Annotated in this window: 18 protein-coding genes and 5 pseudogenes; 14 read left to right on the top strand and 9 right to left on the bottom strand. The window is 56.9% G+C overall.

The window, feature by feature from the left end:
* Nucleotides 1-2: 2 nt before the first annotated feature.
* The 11 genes and pseudogenes from ACK6D9_RS03175 to ACK6D9_RS03225 form a co-directional block, all read left to right on the top strand.
* Nucleotides 3-1,064 (top strand): branched-chain amino acid ABC transporter permease, encoded by a 1,062-nt coding sequence (locus tag ACK6D9_RS03175; protein ID WP_412050599.1) that lies wholly within the window; start codon nt 3-5, stop codon nt 1,062-1,064.
* Nucleotides 1,065-1,148: 84 nt separating this feature from the next.
* On the top strand, nt 1,149-2,447 hold the full coding sequence (locus ACK6D9_RS03180; RefSeq protein WP_412050600.1) for an ABC transporter substrate-binding protein: 1,299 nt from the start codon (nt 1,149-1,151) through the stop codon (nt 2,445-2,447).
* 78 nt (nt 2,448-2,525) lie between these two features.
* Nucleotides 2,526-3,308, top strand: a complete 783-nt coding sequence (locus tag ACK6D9_RS03185) for an ABC transporter ATP-binding protein (protein WP_412050601.1) — start codon at nt 2,526-2,528, stop codon at nt 3,306-3,308.
* Nucleotides 3,309-3,347: 39 nt separating this feature from the next.
* The gene (nthA, locus tag ACK6D9_RS03190) at nt 3,348-3,965 is read left to right on the top strand and encodes a nitrile hydratase subunit alpha (RefSeq protein WP_412050602.1); all 618 of its coding nucleotides are present in this window, start codon (nt 3,348-3,350) and stop codon (nt 3,963-3,965) included.
* Nucleotides 3,966-3,987: 22 nt separating this feature from the next.
* Nucleotides 3,988-4,311, top strand: a complete 324-nt coding sequence (locus ACK6D9_RS03195) for a hypothetical protein (protein WP_412050603.1) — start codon at nt 3,988-3,990, stop codon at nt 4,309-4,311.
* On the top strand, nt 4,304-4,666 hold the full coding sequence (locus ACK6D9_RS03200) for an SH3-like domain-containing protein (RefSeq protein WP_412050604.1): 363 nt from the start codon (nt 4,304-4,306) through the stop codon (nt 4,664-4,666). The genes ACK6D9_RS03195 and ACK6D9_RS03200 overlap by 8 nt, the downstream gene beginning before the upstream one ends.
* 35 nt (nt 4,667-4,701) lie before the next feature.
* Nucleotides 4,702-5,094, top strand: coding sequence for a nitrile hydratase accessory protein (locus ACK6D9_RS03205; protein WP_412050605.1), 393 nt, complete (start codon nt 4,702-4,704; stop codon nt 5,092-5,094).
* Between the two features lie 159 nt (nt 5,095-5,253).
* A protein-coding gene (locus ACK6D9_RS03210; protein WP_412050606.1) for an IS5 family transposase occupies nt 5,254-6,089 on the top strand; the annotation gives its coding sequence in 2 pieces (ribosomal slippage) (nt 5,254-5,638 and nt 5,638-6,089; 837 coding nt in all).
* Between the two features lie 269 nt (nt 6,090-6,358).
* Nucleotides 6,359-7,168 (top strand): GlxA family transcriptional regulator, encoded by an 810-nt coding sequence (locus ACK6D9_RS03215; RefSeq protein ID WP_412051721.1) that lies wholly within the window; start codon nt 6,359-6,361, stop codon nt 7,166-7,168.
* 15 nt (nt 7,169-7,183) lie between these two features.
* Nucleotides 7,184-7,318 carry a helix-turn-helix domain-containing protein gene (locus tag ACK6D9_RS03220; protein WP_412051722.1) on the top strand — a complete coding sequence of 45 codons (135 nt, stop codon included), beginning with the start codon at nt 7,184-7,186 and terminating at the stop codon, nt 7,316-7,318.
* Between the two features lie 149 nt (nt 7,319-7,467).
* Nucleotides 7,468-7,596: pseudogene (locus tag ACK6D9_RS03225) on the top strand (IS630 family transposase); the annotation flags it as partial.
* Here the strand turns inward: ACK6D9_RS03225 and ACK6D9_RS03230 are convergent.
* The 3 genes from ACK6D9_RS03230 to tnpC form a co-directional block, all read right to left on the bottom strand.
* Nucleotides 7,543-8,172, bottom strand: a complete 630-nt coding sequence (locus ACK6D9_RS03230) for a TetR/AcrR family transcriptional regulator (RefSeq protein ID WP_412050607.1) — start codon at nt 8,170-8,172, stop codon at nt 7,543-7,545. The pseudogene ACK6D9_RS03225 and the gene ACK6D9_RS03230 overlap by 54 nt on opposite strands.
* Complete coding sequence (locus ACK6D9_RS03235; RefSeq protein WP_412050608.1) at nt 8,169-8,513, bottom strand: hypothetical protein; 345 nt, start codon at nt 8,511-8,513, stop codon at nt 8,169-8,171. The genes ACK6D9_RS03230 and ACK6D9_RS03235 overlap by 4 nt, the downstream gene beginning before the upstream one ends.
* Nucleotides 8,514-8,815: 302 nt before the next feature.
* Nucleotides 8,816-10,093: an IS66 family transposase gene (gene tnpC, locus ACK6D9_RS03240; RefSeq protein ID WP_412050264.1), complete on the bottom strand. Its 1,278-nt coding sequence runs from the start codon at nt 10,091-10,093 to the stop codon at nt 8,816-8,818.
* 202 nt (nt 10,094-10,295) lie between these two features.
* Here tnpC and ACK6D9_RS03245 point away from each other — a divergent pair, with 202 nt between their 5' ends.
* Nucleotides 10,296-11,726 (top strand): aldehyde dehydrogenase family protein, encoded by a 1,431-nt coding sequence (locus tag ACK6D9_RS03245; protein WP_412050609.1) that lies wholly within the window; start codon nt 10,296-10,298, stop codon nt 11,724-11,726.
* A gap of 337 nt (nt 11,727-12,063) precedes the next feature.
* Here the strand turns inward: ACK6D9_RS03245 and ACK6D9_RS03250 are convergent.
* The 4 genes and pseudogenes from ACK6D9_RS03250 to ACK6D9_RS03265 form a co-directional block, all read right to left on the bottom strand.
* A pseudogene (locus tag ACK6D9_RS03250) lies at nt 12,064-12,466 on the bottom strand (IS66 family transposase zinc-finger binding domain-containing protein); the annotation flags it as partial.
* 219 nt (nt 12,467-12,685) lie between these two features.
* Complete coding sequence (locus ACK6D9_RS03255; protein WP_412050610.1) at nt 12,686-13,099, bottom strand: ester cyclase; 414 nt, start codon at nt 13,097-13,099, stop codon at nt 12,686-12,688.
* Between the two features lie 35 nt (nt 13,100-13,134).
* Nucleotides 13,135-13,956, bottom strand: a complete 822-nt coding sequence (locus ACK6D9_RS03260) for an MBL fold metallo-hydrolase (RefSeq protein WP_412050611.1) — start codon at nt 13,954-13,956, stop codon at nt 13,135-13,137.
* 359 nt (nt 13,957-14,315) lie between these two features.
* The gene (locus ACK6D9_RS03265; protein ID WP_412050612.1) at nt 14,316-15,758 is read right to left on the bottom strand and encodes an amidase; all 1,443 of its coding nucleotides are present in this window, start codon (nt 15,756-15,758) and stop codon (nt 14,316-14,318) included.
* 441 nt (nt 15,759-16,199) lie between these two features.
* On the opposite strand from ACK6D9_RS03265, the pseudogene ACK6D9_RS03270 reads away from it, so the two are divergent.
* A pseudogene (locus ACK6D9_RS03270) lies at nt 16,200-17,315 on the top strand (IS110 family transposase).
* 349 nt (nt 17,316-17,664) lie between these two features.
* Nucleotides 17,665-17,766 (top strand): annotated as a pseudogene (locus tag ACK6D9_RS03275) (hypothetical protein); the annotation flags it as partial.
* 50 nt (nt 17,767-17,816) lie between these two features.
* Here ACK6D9_RS03275 and ACK6D9_RS03280 read toward each other — a convergent pair.
* Both ACK6D9_RS03280 and ACK6D9_RS03285 read right to left on the bottom strand, forming a co-directional pair.
* Nucleotides 17,817-18,022 (bottom strand): annotated as a pseudogene (locus ACK6D9_RS03280) (IS5/IS1182 family transposase); the annotation flags it as partial.
* 171 nt (nt 18,023-18,193) lie between these two features.
* Nucleotides 18,194-19,858, bottom strand: coding sequence for an electron transfer flavoprotein-ubiquinone oxidoreductase (locus ACK6D9_RS03285; protein WP_412050613.1), 1,665 nt, complete (start codon nt 19,856-19,858; stop codon nt 18,194-18,196).
* Nucleotides 19,859-20,134 lie beyond the last annotated feature (276 nt).

Here is a 20,134-nt window from a genome sequence, read left to right on the forward strand (position 1 = left end):
CCATGTCCCGAAACAATTCCGCAGCACTCCCCGACGCCACGAAGGAAGCCCCTGTCGGCCCTATGTCAAAATCCACCTCCGTTTCCCTGTTGATCGCGATACTGATCGTCGCCTTTGCTGTCGTGCCCTTGGTGGGCAGCGAATACTGGCTGAATGCGATCCTGGTTCCTTTTCTGATCATGTCCCTGGCCGGCCTCGGCCTGAACATCACGATGGGCTATTGCGGCCAGGCATCGCTTGGCAGTGGGGCGTTCATGGCGGTCGGTGCCTACGCGACCTACAATATTCTGGTGCGCCTGCCTGATCTCCCATTGCCCGTCAGTGCGCTGGCCGGCTGTCTGATCGCCGGGCTGGTAGGCATCGTGGTCGGGTTGCCAAGCCTGCGGATCAAAGGGTTTTACCTGATCGCGACCACATTGGCGGCGCAGTTCTTCATTGAATGGGTGTTCAGGCAGTTTCCGTGGTTCTCGAACTACGCTTCCTCCGTTTCCGCGCCAAAGCTGGCGTTTCTAGGGGTTAGCTTCGATACACCGGTCAAGCTTTATCTCTTGACCCTGACGACGGTGGTCATCGTGTTTGCCGTGTCCTGGAAGCTGGTGTGCAGCCAGACCGGGCGCAACTGGATGGCGACCCGCGACATGGAGCTGGCGGCGGCGACGATCGGCGTGCCCACCGGGCGTGCGAAACTCAGCGCCTTCTTTTTCGGCGCCATGATCCTGGGTCTGGCGGGCGCGCTTCTGGCCTTCGTCTATCTGCGCACGATCAATGCAAGCAGCTTCAGTCTCGATCAGTCCTTCGTGATCCTGTTCATCGTCGTGATCGGGGGCATGTCGAGCCTGAGCGGCAACTTTCTGGGCGCTGCCTTTGTCATCCTGCTCCCAACGCTGATCGAATTCCTGGCCGGGCGGATCTTTAGCGGGGCCGTCGATTCCGGTCAGCTCGCAAACGCCCGGAAAGTCCTATTCGGGGTGATGATCATCTGGTTCCTCATCAAGGAACCCTATGGGCTGGCCGCGCTCCTTGATCGCATAATTGGCTGGTTCCGCATGCGCTTAAGCCGTTGATCTAATGTTCACGTACTCTAGAAAGGAGATCTACACATGGTTCATAACATAGGTAAGTATATGCGAGGCATTGCCCTTGCCATGATGGGGCTTTCGGTGATGACAAGCTCGCCCGTCGTCGCGCAAGACACGCGAGAGCAGTACATTCCGCTTCCCACATATCGCGTCGGTCCTTACGCTTCGAGCGGCTTGCCGATCTGGGGCGGCTTGATCGACTACTTCCGCTACGTCAACGAAGTCGAAGGCGGCATCAACGGCGTGAAGCTGGTCTGGGACGAATGCGAAACCGGTTATGACGTCGGCAAGGGCATCGAATGCTATGAGCGGATGAAGGGTGGCAAGGATGGATCGCCGACCGCGATATTCATGCCGCTGAGTGATCCTCTGTCCCAGGCACTCGTGCAACGCTCGCGTGAGGACAAGATCCCGATGATGACTCCGGGCTTCGGTCTGACCGAATCCGTTGACGGCAGCGTGTTCCCCTATTCTTTTCCGGTCGTTCTCACGTCCTGGAGCGAAGTCTCCTCGGTTGTCAACTTTATCGCCGAGAAAGCCGGCGGCAAGGACAAGCTGAAGGGTATGAAGATCGCAAGCCTGTATCATGACAGCCCCTACGGCAAGGAAACCCAGACACCGATGGCAATGCTTGCCGAGGAGTATGGGTTTGAAGACATTCAGATTCCGGTGCCGCATCCGGGCAACGATCAGTCGGCACAATGGGCGAAGATCCGTCAGAGCCAACCCGACTGGGTCTATCTGCGCGGTTGGGGCGTGATGACGCCTGTCGCGATCAAGACGGCGGCCAAAGTCGGCTTCCCTGTCGACCATATTGTTGGCGGCACATGGTCGACCTCGGAAGAAGACGTTCGCCCTGCCGGCCGCGTCGGAGTGGGCTACTATGGCGCGACCCCCTGGCCGAGCGGTACCGATTACGAAATCCTGAAAAACCTCAAGGCAAAGATTGTCGACAAGGGACTCAGCGACCTGAACGACACTAAAAGTTTTGGCACCGTCTATTACAACATGGGTGTCCTGACCGGGGTGCTTGTGACGGAGGCCCTGCGCACCGCTTACGACGAGTTTGGCGCGCGCACCGTCACCGGTGAGGAAATGCAGTGGGGGATCGAGCACATGCAGATCGACGATGCCCGCCTGGCGGAAATCGGCGCGACCGGCCTGTTGCAGCCCCTGAGCATGTCGATGAAGGATCACGAAGGCGGTGGCGCCAGCAAGATTCTTCAGTGGGATGGCGAAGGCTGGGTCGCGGGCAGCGAAAGTTGGGTCGACTCGGATCGTGACCTGCTTCTGCCAAAAGTGTACGAAAAAGCAGCGGCTTATGCAGCGGAACAAGGCATCATGCCCCGGACCGAAGGCCAGAACTAAGGCCTAACCAAAGCGGGCAAATGAGGGAATACCTTTCATTTGCCCGCTCCCCATTCACGCCAGCCCGCAGGATGCAGAATGAGTGCTAGCCAAACTTTACTAACAGTGGAAGATGTGGAAGTGATCTATGGCCAGTCCATCTTGGCTCTTCATGGCATATCGATCCAGGTTGATGCGGGTTCAATTGTCGCCTTGCTTGGCTCCAATGGAGCGGGCAAGACGACCACATTGAAGGCAATTTCCAACCTGCTTGCATCTGAGCGCGGCAGGGTCAGTCGGGGCGCTATCATGTGGAAGGGAGAATCCACCAAAGCCCTCGATCCTTCCTCCGTAGTCGAAAAAGGCATTGTTCAGGTCCTGGAAGGTCGCCATGTCTTTTCTCAACTGACTGTCGAGGAAAACCTCCTGACCGGATCGTTTCTCCGAAAGCTGAGCCGACCGCAGACCGCAGACGAGCTTGAGCGGATATACGCATGGTTCCCAAGACTGAAAGAGAAACGGCGCGTCAAGGCGGGTCTTGCATCGGGCGGCGAACAGCAGATGGTCGCGATCGGCCGTGCATTGATGACACGCCCGACACTGGTATTGCTTGACGAACCATCAATGGGTTTGGCGCCGATCATCGTCCAGGAGATTTTCGAGATTGTCAAAAGTCTCAATGAAAAGGAAAATGTGAGTTTTCTGCTCGCCGAGCAGAACATTGCAATGGCACTCAAATGTGCGACCCATGCCTACGTACTGGAAACCGGCCGGGTGGTGCGATCCGGTCCCGCTGCCGAGCTTCTGGCAAGTGATGACTTGACGGATCTCTACTTTGGCGGAGCGAAAACCCTTGGGGATGATGTACCAGCCGCACAGTAGACCTAGTCGTTTTGAAGCCTTGAGGAAGGAATTCATCAAATGAGCCACGACCACACCCATCATGACCACGATCACACAGAAGTTCCAGATGAGCCGACTCTTCGAATCCGGGCAATCGAGTCTCTGCTTGTCGAAAAGGGTATCATCGAGACCGCTTCGGTAGATGCGATGATCGAAATTTTCGAAAACAAGCTGGGTCCGCGCAATGGCGCACAGGTGGTCGCCCGTGCCTGGTCGGATCCGGCCTACAAGGAACGGCTGTTGTCCGATGGCACTGCCGCCATTGCCGAGCTTGGTTTCAGTGGCGTCCAGGGTGAGGACATGAAGGTGCTTGAAAACACCGACAAGGTTCACAACGTCGTCGTCTGCACCCTGTGCTCTTGCTACCCATGGCCCACTCTGGGCCTGCCGCCGAGCTGGTATAAATCCTATGCCTATCGCTCGCGCGTTGTCATCGAGCCGCGCAAGGTGCTCGCTGAATTCGGCCTGGCGATCCCGGACGAAAAGGAAGTACGTGTCTGGGACAGCAATGCCGAGATCCGGTATCTTGTGCTGCCGCAGCGGCCTGCGGGGACTGACGGATGGACTGAAGAGCAACTTGCCGAGATTGTCAGCCGGGACTCAATGATTGGCACCCGGATTGTGAATGTAGCGTAGCGACGGTTACAGGAGAGAGATCATGAACGGAGTTCACGATATGGGCGGCATGCAAGGTTTCGGACCGATCATGCGTAATGACAACGAGCCGGTGTTCAAGAACGAGTGCGAACGCAGGATCTTCGGGGTTATGATGAACGTCGCCTGCAACGGACATTACGCTTTCGACGAATCCCGCAGCCGGATAGAGCAGATGGGTCATGTCGCCTATCTGAACACGTCCTATTATGAGCGTTGGCTTGCCGGGTTGGAAACATTGGTCCGCGAAAAGGGCCTGCTGACCGACGCAGAGATCGAACAGCGTGTTCTGCAGATGCGCAGTGAAGGAGCAGCTGACAATGGCTAACATCACAACAGAGATGGTTCCGATTATCATCAAGACCGGGGCGATGTTTCGGGCCGAAGTCAAGGAAGAACCTCGTTTCGCAGTGGGAGAGAGCGTGCGGGCGGTGAACCTGCATCCCTCGGGCTATACGCGCCTACCGCGCTATATCCGCGGCAAGGTCGGCGTGATCGAGCAACAGCTTGGCGGCTTTGTCTTTGCCGACAAGATCGGTCAGGGGATCGGAGAAGATCCGGAGCATCTTTACAGTATCCGTTTCTCGGCGGTCGAACTCTGGGGGCCGGGCGCGTCACCGAATGATTCCGTATGCATCACGCTCTGGGACAGCCATCTTGCCAAGCTGGAGGGGGCGGTATGACGCAGAGCTCGAAGTCAGCGGATATCAGCGAAATCGTGGTGGATGATCTGCCGCCCTTCGAGGCGCCTTGGCAGGCCCAGACCTTTGCCTGCACGATGGAGCTGAGCAAGCGAGGTTACTTTGCCTGGAGTGATTGGGTCAGCAGATTCAGCCAGGAGATTAAAACCAAGCCGCAGCGCGATGGCGAAACAGTCAATGAAGCCTACCACCGGCAATGGCTGAGTGCTCTGGAGGCACTCCTCTTGTCGCATGATCTGTGTTCGTCCGAGGAGATCGCGAACCGCGAAGAGGATTGGCGGAAGGCCTATCATAACACGCCGCATGGGCTGCCGATCGAACTTTCGGCGGCGTATTCAGCGCCATGCAAACCGAAGTCTCACCATCTGGATATAGGCAAGCCTGTGGCGATTTCGCCCGCGTCGCGCTGACCTAAATGTCTTGGAGTTGAAGAAAATATCGGCATCCAAGATTGAACGCCACAAACATTGCGGGAGGCAAGTCTAAGTGTCGGTCCGGAAAGAAGTTGAATGATATGAATCGTTTGTGATTCCATGCCGTTGATTTGATTCGACGATGGGATGGAGGCTATGTGGACGAAAGCAAACCGTGGGAAATACAATCGGGATGGTCTGCGCTATCCCAGCGATCTGACGGATGCGGAATGGGCGCTGGTCGAGCCTTTGATACCTCCTGCCAAGCGGGGTGGCCGCAGGCGTGAGGTCAATGTGCGCGAGGTTCTTAACGGCCTGCTTTATGTTCTCAGCACCGGCTGCCAATGGCGGGCTGTTCCGAAGGACTTGCCGCCGAAGAGCACCCTGTTCAGCTATTTCGACCTTTGGAACTGGGACGGCACACTCGGCAGTATTCATCAGGAGCTTTATGTGAAATGCCGCGAGGCGATGGGACGCGAGGCTAGCCCGACAGCGGCGGTCATCGACAGCCAGAGCGTCAAAGGCGCGGAAAAAGGGGGGCTTGTATCGACCCGAGCGGGTATGATGCGGGGAAGAAGGTCAAGGGTAAGAAGCGGCATATCCTTGTCGACACGGTAGGTCTGCTGCTGCATGCGCTGGTTCATCCAGCCGACATCCAGGACCGCGACGGCGGCCTGCTGGTCATCAAGACGTTGTTCGGGCGCTATCCGTTTTTGAAGAAACTCTTTGCGGACGGTGGCTATCAGGGACCTGTCTTCGCCAAGGGTCAGAAGAAGGCCATGCCCGGGCTGGCGATCAAGATCATCAAGCGATCCGACATCGTCAAGGGTTTTGAGGTTCTGCCGAGACGCTGGGTGGTCGAACGGACTTTCGCGTGGCTTGGGCGATGCCGCAGGCTGGCAAAGGACTTCGAGAACCTTTCGCGCAACGCGCTCGCCTTTCTCAAACTCGCGTCTATCCGCCTCATGCTGCGAAGGCTCTGTTCAAAATGAACAACTTTCCGGACCGACTCTAAGACGCTGGATCTATGAACACTTGTTGTCCCTGGTCATTGCGAAGCACTTATTTCAGCTGTCCTTTGAACTGTTTAGCCTGACCAGGAAGGTGTCAGATTTGGGATAATCTTCAAAGCGAGATCCTTAAATACAGACATCTCGGCTGTCAGTGGCCTGCCCGGCGCCTCCGGGTGAGCTGGATTCAGCGCGCGATGAACAATCTGGATTGTTAACACTGATCCGAGACCTTCGTGGATATTGCCGTTATGTCAATACAATCGAAATCCCTGGATGGCCGGGCGCCAACCATTGCGATAGTTGCTTGCGATGGCTTCGGGGCATTCCAACTCTCGGCCTCCTTGGCAGTGTTTGGGTGTTCCCTCGCGGGCCTCTCTCTCTTTGAAACACGTGTCTGCGCGGTTGAGGGCCGGAGGATATGCAATGAATTCGGCATGCTCATCGAGACCCCCTACGGGATCGACGCACTTGCGGATGCAGATGTGATTGTCATCCCGTTTTGGAGGAGCCCTGAGGAGCGCCCACCCGAAGAACTCCTGGAAGTTCTTCGCGACGCTCAAAAGCGGCATGTGCTCATTGTCGGCTTATGTCTGGGAGGCTATGTTCTGGCCTACGCCGGCTTGCTGGACCATCGCAGAGCTTCGACGCACTGGGGTTTGACAGAGGACTTCAAGAAGCGCTTTCCCAAAGCTATTCTTAACCCCGAAGCGTTGTACATCGAAGATGACAATTTGGTAACGTCTGCCGGTATGGGTGCCAGCATCGATTGCTGCCTTAACATCGTACGAAGTATTCATGGCAGCAAGATTGCAAACGAGGTCGCTCAACTATTGGTCATTCCCTTCCACCGCGAAGGCAAGAACGCACAGTTCCTGCAAATGCCGGTACCGGACAGACCCGATGTCGCCCGAATTCAGAACATACTCGCCTACATCGCGGAAAACCCCTGCGACGAGCGCAAGCACGATGTCGACTCTCTGGCCGCGCGAGCTTGCATGAGCAGACGCAGTTTCACCCGTCACTTCAAAAAGGTGACAGGAATGTCCCTGGGAAAATGAGTCCTAACTAGAAGACTGCAAAAGGCTCAGCTCTTGCTGGAAAGTACCAGCAATCGCATTGAGGATGTTGCCTATATGGTCGGGTTCCCATCGGCGGTTTCGTTTCGTCAGCACTTTAGGTCGGAGTACGGGACAACTCCAAAGGAATAGCGTCGGACCAAAGCAGATCCTGTAATCCGTGAATCAAATTTGATGTGACGAGGGACGCCGAACCTGATTCAATCACTTCTCAGTGAGGAGGTGGACAATGGCACGAGCACTGAGCTGTGATTTCTGCATACGCTATGTCTGCGCCCTAGGCTACGTGTCGGTTCGGTGTTGGTGTTTCCACTGCGATCCGCTGGACTGCAAGTGTGAGAGAGGGCGAACCTGCATCACGGCCGCAAGGTTGGAGGCGGCCCTCCATTTTGGATGCACGCGAGGCTTTTGGCGGCGGCTTGGCCTGCTTCTATAAGACGTTCAAGAAGTTGTTGCGAACGTGCATCGCTCGAAGATGCAAGCTCTTGCAGTAATATGCCGTCTGTTCCTGCGAGAAGAAATTCCGCCAGCACCCTTAGGTGGTCATTTGACAGAAGTCCGCTATTTGATTCTTTCAATATACGTTGATATTGCAATACATACCCTTCATATTGTTGCTTTGCAATCCAATATTTATCTTGGTGTCTTACTGCATGCATTGTCAAATCAATCTGAATTATTTGAAGGTCCTTGGTTTTTTTAACAAGTTTCCAGATTGCCGTAATCAATTCACTGATGCAGTCGTTGATATTTTTTGACGGTTTTACTTCGTCATCCAGATATATTTCCAAAGCATGGGTTACTTCTACAAGAACTGCAAATAACAATTCGTCCTTATTTTTGAAGTGATAATGAAGGGTTGCCAGCCTGACGCCAGCCTCCTCAGCTATCTTGCGTGTCGTTGTGCCAGAAACCCCGTCTTTTAAGAGCGCGCGCGTAGCGCCGTCTATAAGCTTCTGTCGAGAAGGACTGACCTTTACATTCATATATCTCGTATCCTGGTATCGATTCGGAAAATCAAGCAAATGACCTCGACATCGGTGGGCGCAAGCGAACCGCAAGTGTTCGAGCGAAGGCTGACTGATTCAAGTTTATGCAACCATATCTGATCTTCCATTGCGGTGCAGACGTTTGCTTCGGCTTCTGCTGGCGGGACATTTCCGGTGGGTTGATGAACGAGTTTGTTCTGTGGCGGCCAGCTTTGGTGAATGGCACTGTTCCGGCACATCCAAAACAAACCCGGATTGGCCGTGCGGCTTGTCCGCTGGACGATTATCAGAGCTATCGCATCCAGCTTGAATTCGTCAATAAAGTTCACTTTGCCCACAGCAGCCTCCTTGCCTCTAAACATTGGACAACAGTAGCTGCAAATCCAGGGGGCACTCCCCTTCAACAGTCCGGAATCAAACAGGTTCAATAGGTCCAGTTTGCATTCTGGTCGGTTGACCGACTATGCGACTGTTGTTACTGTCTCCTGGTTGAATTTGCTGAACTCTGGGACTGCAAGATGATCGCTAGGGATGAAGATGTCTTATAGACGCCTGCTTATGAGGTATGTGGAAGCGATGAACGAGGCGCTCACCGTAATTACCCACCCCCGAATTCGTGATTTCCGGTTCTTCTACCGGCCTATGCCAGGACGGATGCGATGACCTGGAAGGGGTTTGCGCCTTTGAGGCGGGCGGTGTCGATGGTCGTGCGTACATCCGCCTCGGCTTGGGCGGCCCACATGGCGCGATATCCGTTTGTCACCTTTCGCTGAATGACCCATGGACGGAGCTTTCGCTCAGATGTGTTGTTGGTGACATCGACCTCTCCGGGATAGTCGCAAAACGTCAGCAGCTGATCGCGGGCCCGCCCGATCTTGGCCTGGAGCTTTTGGGCCAGGTCGCATGAAGTCGGGGCGCATAGAAGCCCCGCAAGCTGTTTATCGAATTTGCGCTTCTTGCTTGCGACGGTAGACGCAGCGAATGTGCTTATGGCTCTGGCGAAATCAAACACACGGCCAAACCAAAGCTGGAAGCGAAGAGGGAGATCATCCTCGCCATGTTCCAGCGCAAAGGCTGTATCACGCGCCAAATGTGCAAGGCAGGTTTGATGTCGATGGCCGTGAGATTGCTGGGCTGAATACCGATCAGATATCCATACCTCGGGGACATGGCCGCCCATGGTCTCGTGAACGACCCGTGCTGCACGGGAGTAATCGGGCTGGTGGACAACGGCATCCTTGCAATGAAACACCCAGTGCTGGGCGTTCATGCCCTCGATACGAACACCGGTTTCGTCGCTGGCGACAACGCGGGCGGCTCGAAGGCTGGACTTTGCGGCCTGTGCTGTGGCCTGGAAGCTCGGGCGGGAGCGGGCAAACATGTTCATGATCGCGCCCTCGCTCACATTAAGGCCGAAGATATCCATGAACACACCGCTCAGGCGTTCGTAAGACAATGCATGGAAACTCTTGAGGTAGATCGCCAGCGCGTGAATGCCTGGCCCGAACGGCGTTGCGGTTGCCACGGCAGGTGCGGTGGCTTTTGTTGTCGTGCCGCATTGCGGGCAATGACAGGAAAAACGCCGATGCCGGGTGACATGAGGACGGATCGCAGGAATATCGATCTCGTCATAGGCCCCGACCAGCCCCATCGTATCATCACCGGAAAACGCATGGCCGCATCTCTTGCAGGCGGTCGGTTCATGATCGCGAAACATGTCGGCAAAATCCGCCAGCACCCTATTGTGGGGTTCATGCCCGGGCTTGGCTCCACCCGGTCGTGAGTTGACGCGTTTCTCTTTCTTGTCCGTCGAGGGCGGCTTGGAAGACGTCCGAGAATCCTTGGAAGGCCGTTGGAGCCGAAGCACCATCTCGATCAATTCGTCTTTGCTCAGCTGCTGCAAATCAGTTCGATCCATATCATCATGGATTCAGACATTGTGGTGCATGGCAAGGGGGTGGGTAATTACCGCTCACCCATCAAACCGCCGTGCACGTCAAACGCTAGCGTGAAGCATTGCAAGCCGCCGCCTTTAGGGCGGTTGCTTTTGTCATCGACGCGGTTACGCGGAATGACAACTGGGGACTGTTTGTCGAACTGGAAGCCATGGAGGAAGAATCATGGAACACGCACTGGAATTTTACATAGACGGCGCTTGGGTCGAGCCCGCGCAGTTGACACGACTGCCGGTCATCGATCCGTCGAACGAGAACCCTTTCGGCGAGATTGCATTGGGCGGGCCAACTGACGTGGACCGCGCAGTGCGGGCGGCGCGCGCGGCGTTCCCCGGCTTTTCTGCCACCTCCAAGGCAGAGAGAGTTGAACTGCTCGAGTCCGTTCTTGCTGCATATCGCAAGCGTTCCGACGAGATGGCCGCGGTCATCTCGCGCGAAATTGGCGCGCCGCTCAATTTTGCCAGGACCTCGCAGGCCCAGATGGGCACCGCCCATCTGAAAAAGATGATCGAGGTGCTAAAGCAGTATTCTTTCGAGCATATGCGCGGCACCACGCGCGTCGTGCGCGAGCCCATCGGTGTCGTGGGTATGATCACGCCATGGAACTGGCCGATCAACCAGATTGCCTGCAAGGTCGCGCCTGCCCTGGCCACTGGTTGCACTATGGTGTTGAAGCCGAGCGAGATATCCCCGTTCAGCGGTCTGCTCTTTGCCGAGATCATGCATGAGGCTGGCGTGCCAAAAGGCGTTTTCAACCTCATCAACGGTGACGGCCCAGAAGTAGGCGAGGCCATGTCGCGCCACCCCGGCATCGACATGATGTCGTTCACCGGGTCGACGCGCGCTGGCATTCTCGTTGCCAAGGCTGCGGCAGAAACGGTCAAGCGGGTGAGCCAAGAACTCGGCGGCAAGTCCGCTAACATCCTGCTGCCGGACGTGGATCTGGAACAGGCAGTGCGCCATGGAGTAAGAGGGTGCTTCGACAATAGCGGGCAGTCGTGTAATGCGCCCACGCGGATGTTCGTGCATATCGATCAGCATGAACGGGCGGCGGCCATCGCGGGCGATGCAGCGCGCAGTTTCAAGGTGGGCGATCCGGCCGCGTCCGATACCGTTCTTGGCCCGGTGGTGAGCCAGGTGCAGTTCGACAAAATCCAGGATCTTATTGCCAAGGGCTTGGAGGAAGGCGCCACACTCGTCCACGGCGGCCCCGGACGGCCCCAGGACCTTGACCGGGGTTATTATGTGCGGCCCACCGTATTCGCTAACGTGAGCCCATCCATGACGATCGCACGCGAAGAGATATTCGGCCCGGTGCTGTCAATCATTCCTTATGAAAGCGAAGAGCATGCGATCGAGATGGCCAATGATACAGTGTATGGGCTGGCCGCTTATATCCAGTCCGCCGACATCGAGCGTGCGCGCAAAGTCGCCGGACAGATGCGTGCCGGTACGGTCTTTATCAACTATCCAGCCTGGGATGCCGGGGCACCATTTGGCGGTTACAAGCAGTCGGGCAACGGTCGCGAATATGCGGATTTCGCCCTAGAGGACTTTACCGAGATCAAAGGAGTTGTCGGCTACCACGCGGCCTGACCGCCGGTGATCTCTAACCAGCAACAGCCAGATCGACGCCACGATTTACCGTTCTCGTCCATTTCGAGAGGTGGCGTTGATCCGGTCATGGCGACGGTTTCGTCGTTCGGACGCTCAATGCCGGCTATTTGGGGTGTTTCCGGGCAATTCCCCCGTGCTTCGCTCATTTGGACGCAGTTCGCCCCTTATGCCGGACATAGCAATGCAAGTTATAGGCGTTATTGACCGTGCCGATCGTCCTCATGAGGAGCCGCATTGCCTTGCGAAGATATGCTCGGCAGAGGCGTGAACCCTTGTGCGGCGGGAAATTGTCCGCGAGATCGCTTTCGGTATCGGCTTGCGTGATCATCGCGCACTCGCGGCAGGTGAACTTCTCCCGCATCGTCTGGGTCACCTTCCACTGGCGGATGAACACGCTCCAGCGTCTCGGTGATGTCCTCACCGATCTTCGGCAGTGTGGCAGAGCCGCCGCGCGTGTAGCTTGACGGAGCGGCAATGACGACGCGTTCGCGCGGCAGGTATTCGGGGAACAGCCTACGCGACGGACGTCTGCCCTCGAACGGCCGGACTGTTGCGGCCTTGGCTGCTATCTCCGCAACTGGTTCATCTGTGCCGGTGTCGGCTTCCAACCTCTCAAGCTGCAATTCCATCTGACTGAGAAGCCGGACCTTGCGCTCGGAGCGGCGACTATAAAGTTCTCGGCGAGCCTTCTCGATTTCCAGCTTCAGCCGAACAAAAAGCCGCGGCAAGCTGTTCCTTCTCCTCCCGAGACCAGGGTCGCCGGCGCTACAGAGGTGGTGATTTCAATCGACCGCGGAAATACCCGCTGGAAGGTATATTCATGCAGTGTTAGATGGGCATTCTTGCGGACGTTGACCCGGTGCACCGGAAAGACTGAACTTCGATATCATCAGTCTGTCCGGTGACGGTCAGTGGTTTAGGGTATTGAAAATATTTAGCTATTTTTCTGCTGACATTTGAGCAATTGAGTCAGCTCCGTCGAAATGAGCGCGCTTCTCGATGATCTTGCCGTCCTTGATGGTAAGGAGACAAAACACCGAAATGTAAACATCATTGTGGCGCGGCTCGACACCTACCAGTGGGCGTATTTGATTCTTCCCTTCAAAAATAAGATAGACCGCGACTTTGTCTCCCTCCGCAATCATTTGCTCCACGGGGAAACGGAAAGACTCGAACGCCTCGAATGAGGGCTTTTCCGAGTCGACAAGGCCAGAAACGCCAGGCTTTGGCGTGTTGACCTGAGAGTAGAATACGAAATCCTTGTGGCAGAAGTCATGGAGAGCGTCGAAATCTTTTCGGTTGAGCGCATCATAGAATTTCTGAACAAGTTTCTTGTTGTCTTCGATAGACATGGCTTCATCCTTTTTGATAGTTTTCAATTTGCTATTCAAAATAAACAGGTATCGCCATCGTCGGGCACCTGAACTCGATCCGCTAAGCCATTCTTGACCAGATGTTTGCGAAGCTGAGCGCGGGTGGTCATCGCATGGTGAGCCGCTTCCATATGGCTTGCGACAATCGACGCTGAGGGCGCAGCCTCGCAGACTAGGCAAACTTCTTCCTTGTTCATGATGATGTGGCCCAGTCCCGGAATCTGAGCATCACCGGCGTTCAAGATGATCACATCGGGCTTATACTGTCGGATATTCGCTTCGACATACTCATTCCAGACGGTGTCGCCTGCAAGATAGAGAGTCTTTTCATCCGGGTGGCTGAACACGACGCCGCAGACTTCTTGCAGCCCGTCATAGACGACCTGGATCGCCATGTCGGAGCCATGCTGACCAGGCACCTTCTTTAGTTTTACGCCGTTGAATTCCGGGTTTCCTGTCAGGACGCGGACGTCGGTGAAGGACTTGCCATCAACGTTCGCGACGTGGGCGCCGCCTTCAAGGTCCCAATAGCCGGCCTGGCTGATCAATGCCTTGTCAGCAGAATGCTGGACGAAGAGTGGTAGGTCGGCAGGAATGTTTTCAGCAGCAGTCTGGTCCCAATGGTCGGTATGAACATGGGTCACGATGACAGCATCCACATCCAGGATCTCATTCATCGGCACCACGAGTGGCAAAGTGGGTTGGCGAAGGTGTTCGTTCGCGCATCCGGCGAAACTCGGCTGGGAGTCCTTTGCGGCCAGCCAAGGATCTATCAGGAATTTCACTCCACCATACTCGAGAAGGAGGGTAGCATTTCTAATCTGCCTGATTTTCATCGTGTCGATATCCTTCAGCTTATTGCTCGAACAGACGTCAAGTGTGGGTCGCGGCATGACGGACAAGAAGCGACCTTCAGGCCATACTAGGTTCCTTTCGGGCCATTAATACCACCGCGTGGAACAGCCCCGTCGGGCCAAGGTATGCGATGCTCCCTGCCACCTTCCGACAGCTCGCGCGTATGTTCAACCTTCTGGCATGGCGCAAGGTCATGCCTAGATCTCTGAGAGACTGCCAGCATCCGCGCGCCAGTTGCTTTGCGAGTAATCCCGTCGCCAAGGAAGTATCCGCCCCTCCTCTCGCCAACAGCGTTGGCCTTCGGGTTTTCAGAGAAGCGCGTGTCCGATCCAAGACACCGTTAGGCGACAGCCCTCACGTTCGGTTTGCCAAGCGCCAGCGGTGGCGTCTGGAGGTGCCAATCAGTTTCACCTTGATATGTATGGGCAAGGCGCAGGATGGTAGCCTCGTCGAATGGTCGGCCGATTGCTTGAAATGCTACGGGCAGGCCATTTCGGGTGAAGCCGCAGGGCACCGCAACAGATGGAAGGCCGGTGATGTTGCCTGGCGCCGAGAGACGCACAAAAACGGATGTGATGGGTTCAGCGGTACCGTCGCCCCAAGTCACCGATTCTGCGCCCCGCGGAGTGGCCGGAGATGCCACCGCCGGGCCTATTATCACATCAACGTTTTCGTAGAGCTTTCGCCACGCCTGCTGAATTACGCCGCGGACGCGCAGGGTGTTAATATAGTCGGTTGCTAGAAATAGCTCCCCCGCTTCCAGGAAGGAACGGACGTCCTCCTCGTAAAGGTCCGCATGGTCGCGCAGCTCGTTTCTGTGGTATGCGCTGGCTTCCGGCATTACGAGGCCGAACTGAACCGCCATAATTTGGTCTGTATACGGTATCTCGACTTCATGCAGGATGGCGCCGGCATTCGACAGCACGTGCAGGGCGGCCCGCACCGCGTCTTCGATTTCCGGATCAACCTGCTCGAAGAAGTAATTCCTCGGTACGCCGATGCGCAGTCCCTTCACCCCATTTTCCAAGCCGGACAGGTAATTGCCCACCGGCTCGTCGGCACTCCCCGAATCACGTGAATCGAAACCAGCCAGAACCTGCAAACAGAGCGCGGCGTCGCGCGCGGTCCTCGTTATCGGGCCAAGATGGTCCAGCGACCAGCTCAGGGGTGCAGTGCCAAAGCGGCTGACGCGACCAAAGGTCGGTTTCAATCCTGTGACACCGCAGACCGCAGACGGAATGCGGATCGATCCGCCGGTATCCGTACCCACAGCCATAAAACAACCACGTAAGGCTACAGTTGCAGCGGATCCGCCGCTGGAGCCGCCGGGGCTATAGTCGGGGTTCCAAGGATTGCCGCTTGTGGGTGTGGTGATACCGTAGGCAAATTCATGCAAATGTGTCTTGCCGACGATAATGGCGCCGGCCGCGCGCAGCCGCTCAACACAGGTGCTGTTTGCGGTGGCAATATGATTCTGCCGCACCTTCGAGCTGCAAGTCGTTGGTAGCCCGGCCATATCGCACAAGTCTTTTACAGCCACTGGCACGCCGTGGAGGGGACCACGCCAGCGCCCTGCGGCTATTTCAGTTTCAGCCTCGCGTGCTGCGACAACAGCCTCATCGCCAATCGCTAGTGCAAAAGCATTGACGAAAGGATCGGTCGCTTCGATGCGGGCCAGCGAAGCTTCGGTGAGCGTTACGGGGGAAAGTTCCTCGCGGCGCAGAGCCTCGCCGGCTTCGGCTAGTGACATAGACAGAGGATCGTTCATAGTCAGCTTTCCCATTTGGCACGATAGGCATACGAAGGGGCGGTTTCCTTCAGGTCCACCGCATCCAACGCTTCCAACAATTGAAAAATCCCGGTCACAAATTCTGCAAGCGGTGCAACCCGCTCCGGGGCAATATCCAGCCTCGCTGTGCGGAGGAGAGAGGCTACGTCGACCTCTCCTAAAGGTCTGCTACCAGTCCTACTCACTCTACTTTCCTCCACGTTTCAATCAACGTCACCCGTGAATTTGGCGCGCGATAAGTGGCATCAGTATTGTCCGGGATCTTTCAGGACTGCTTGCCGCGCGCCGCCAAATGTCTTGGCTGATTGTGCCAAATCGCATTCATGGGGGTAAGACCGTATGTCCGTCTTCGCACCTGAGGTGGCTCGCCCTACACTGGTCTTCCGGGGGTTGCTCGGATAGCCCGAGCCGATCCTCATCACAGGAGGACGAGCCGTGGCAGATTATAGAGAAGCTTTTGTCGGAATCGATGTCGCCAAGCTGAAGAATGCGTTTGCTGTTGCCGAATCTGGCCGGGACTGAGAGGTTCGCTATTTCGGCGAGGTTGAGGCATCGGATGTCAGCATGCGCCGCATTATCCAGCGATTAACTGCGAAGTTTGATCACGTGCATTTCTGCTACGAGGCCGGCCCGACCGGTTACGGCCTCCATCGGCTGATCCGGTCGCTTGGTCATGATTGTATAGTTGTCGCCCCGTCATTGATCCCGAGGAAGCCTGGCGACCGGGTGAAGACGAACCGTAGAGATGCACTCGCGCTCGCCCGGCTATTGAGGGCCGGCGAGCTCACCGCGGTGTGGGTTCCCGACAAGGGCCATGAAGCTATGCGCGATCTTGTTCGTGCTCGGGCTGCTGCTGTCGAGGCATTACGGGTTCATCGGCAACAGGTAAGTGCCTTCATGCTCAAGCATAGTCGTATTTACCCCCGCAAGAAGGGTTGGACGATGCGCTACCTGCGTTGGCTGCAGGAGCAACAGTTCGATCATCCAGCGCATCAGATTGCGTTACAGGAAATGGTCGAGGTAGTGCGCGTCTCGAAAGAGCGCGTCGAACGACTGGAGAAGGTAATCGAGGAGTTCGTCCCAAACTGGTCACTCGGGCCGGTCGTTCGAGCACTGCAGACGCTACGAGGTGTCGATCTGATCGTCGCCGTCACTTTCGCCACCGAGGTCGGCGACGTGAACAGATTTGAGAGCCCGCGCCAATTGATGGGCTATCTCGGCTTGGTACCTGGTGAGCGATCAACGGGTGAGACCGTCAGACGAGGTTCAATCACTAAGGCAGGCAACGGTCGGATTCGGCACATGCTGGTTGAGAGCGCCTGGACATATCGACATCCGCCGAAGGTCGGCGCGAAGAAGCTATACCGCCTGGAGGAAGCGCCACCGAAAGTGCGAGAGATCGCGTGGAAGGCGCAGAGCCGGTTGACGGCTCGCTATCGTATGTTGGCCGCACGAGGAAAGCGGACGACAGTGGTTTGCACCGCCATTGCCCGAGAGCTGACCGGATTCATGTGGGCTGTTGCAAGGGAGGCGCAAACGATCAAATCGTAGATCGCCGCAACGAACTTGCACCTCGCGCATGGGCGGAGGCGGGTCAACGGCAGGGGAACATCCGTCAGCCGCTTTGTGGCAGGTAAATGACCGACGCCCGTAGTAAGATAGGAACAGCCCCGGACGCACAATCGGGAATGCGGTAACCAACCCGCGCATCAGAGCTTGATCACCGACGTCCTTGAGTTCCGCCTCCACCCATACGCGATCATCAACATGAGGGGCCGCTCCTCTGGAACGGCAGTTTCCTCGCGCCCACAGCATTGACAACGGACGTTCTGTCCCCACATTGCCGTGTCAGCCCTGATCTGTGATCGGCTTTCCATGGATTAGCGAAGGGAGTTTCTCCGTGGAGACTACACTGGAGATACTCACGACCGGGAAAACCGGGCGTGAGAGGCGTCGCGATTGGCCTGATGAGGTAAAGGCCAGGATCGTTTCGGAGAGCCTGCGGCCAGGCGTGACGGTGAACGAGGTTGCGGGCCGCTATGGGCTGCAGCTGTACCCGACCAGCAGCATCCTGATCATAATTCCGGATCAACTGAAGGACGGCCTGATGAGCTGTAGAACGGAGCCAAATGCTTGCGGAGGTCGGATAGGTCAACGAACCGGTCAATCGAGCGTAGGAGGTGATCCTTCGGAACATGATCCTCAATCGCGAATTCGTAGAACAGCGCACGTTGCGCCTCTTGCCTGGGACCCATCATCGCTTTCAATCCCCGCTGCCAACACGGAAATTGAATCACCGACAGGCCACGGTTCAAGCGGAGTTTTTCAACGGAATAGGCTCGAAGCGGACCAACGCGGCTTACGGTTTCTCAAAGCCGGCAACACAGAGGTGCGATTTCAAGCAAACCGCACCCCACCCGCACCGGCCCTCACAAATTCGTATAGACCGGCCCCTCGCCGCCCTGGGGCGGGACCCAGTTGATGTTCTGGTTGGGGTCCTTGATGTCGCAGGTCTTGCAGTGCACGCAGTTCTGCGCGTTGATCACGAAAGTGGGCGTGCCGTTGGTCTCGACCCATTCATAGACGCCTGCCGGGCAATAGCGGGTGGACGGTCCGGCATAAACGTCGTGTTCCGAGGTCTTCTGCAGCGCGAGATCCTTGACCTTGAGATGCACCGGCTGGTCTTCCTCGTGATTGGTGTTGGACAGGAAAACCGAGGACAGCCGGTCGAAGGTCAGCACGCCGTCTGGCCGCGGATAGTCGATCTTCTTGTGCTGCGCCGCGGGCTCGAGCGAAGCATGGTCGGACTTGCCGTGCTTCATCGTGCCGAAGGGCGAGAAGCCGAACAGGGTGTTGAGCCACATGTCGAGCCCGCCCAGCGCCACGCCGCCGATGGTGCCGAGTTTTGACCACATCGGCTTGACGTTGCGTACCTTCTTCAGATCCGCGCCGATCTCGGAATTGCGCCAACCTGCGTCATAGCCGTCGAGCGTATCCTGCGCCCGGCCATTGGCGATGGCTTCGGCCGCATGTTCGGCCGCCATCATCCCCGACAGTACCGCGTTGTGTGAGCCCTTGATGCGGGCAACATTGACGAAGCCGGCCGAACAGCCGATCAGCGCGCCGCCCGGGAAGACGAGCTTCGGCACCGATTGCCAGCCGCCTTCGGAAATGGCGCGTGCGCCATAGCCGATCCGCTTGCCGCCCTCGAAGATTGAAGCGATCGCCGGATGGGTCTTGAAGCGCTGGAATTCCTCGAACGGCGACAGATACGGGTTCTTGTAGTTGAGGTGAACCACGAAGCCGACCGCCACCTGATTGTCCTCGAGATGATAGAGGAACGAGCCGCCGCCGGTCTTCATGTCGAGCGGCCAGCCGAAGGAATGCTGCACCAGGCCGGGCTTGTGGTGCTCGGGCTTGACCTGCCAGAGTTCCTTGAGCCCGATGCCATATTTCTGCGGCTCGCGGCCCTCGTCGAGCTTGAACCGGGAAATCAGCTGCTTGGCCAGCGAGCCGCGCACGCCTTCGCCGATCAGCACGTATTTGCCCAGCAGCGCCATGCCGCGGGCGAAGCTCGGGCCGGGTTCGCCGTTGCGCTCGACGCCCATGTCGCCGGTGGCAACACCAATCACCGCGCCCGCGTCATCGGTCAGGATCTCGGTGGCGGCAAAGCCCGGATAGATCTCGACGCCCAGCGCCTCTGCCCGCGCCGCAAGCCATTTGGTGACGTTGGAGAGCGACACGATGAAATTGCCGTGATTGTTCATGAGTGGCGGCATCAGGAAATTCGGCAGCCTGATTGAGCCTGCCGGCCCAAGCACCAGAAAATGATCGGCGCTGACTGCCGTCTTGAACGGATGGTCGGGATCATCGCGCCAATCCGGGATCAGCCTGTCGATGCCGACCGGATCGACCACGGCGCCCGAAAGAATATGGGCGCCGACTTCGCCGCCCTTTTCCAGAACGACGACCGTGAGTTCGGGATTGACCTGCTTGAGCCGGATCGCGGCCGAAAGGCCGGCAGGCCCCGCTCCCACGATCACCACATCGAATTCCATGCTTTCGCGTTCGGGAAGCTCATTCACATCATTCATCGGAGATCCTCACCTCTTGATCAGACCGACGCCGAAGACGATGACTGGCGCGTCAGATCACTCCAATACCGGATTCTCATGGGGCGTCTTGCCCCATGATCAAATAAAATCAACGGCGCAAGATCGAAAAGGGTAGGGCGTGTGACGCCGCCTTTGCTCTGAGCTTTTTCCCAACCCAGCGTGTCGCATGGCAGACACCTTTATGGTCCTGATCGTGAATCTCCAAGATCAACTGGAGCCCCCGGTTTGGCTATGGGAACGAGCAATTGGGGAGTA

This window comes from Hoeflea sp. Naph1, assembly GCF_046837775.1.
In the GTDB taxonomy this organism is placed as follows: Bacteria; Pseudomonadota; Alphaproteobacteria; order Rhizobiales; family Rhizobiaceae; genus Hoeflea.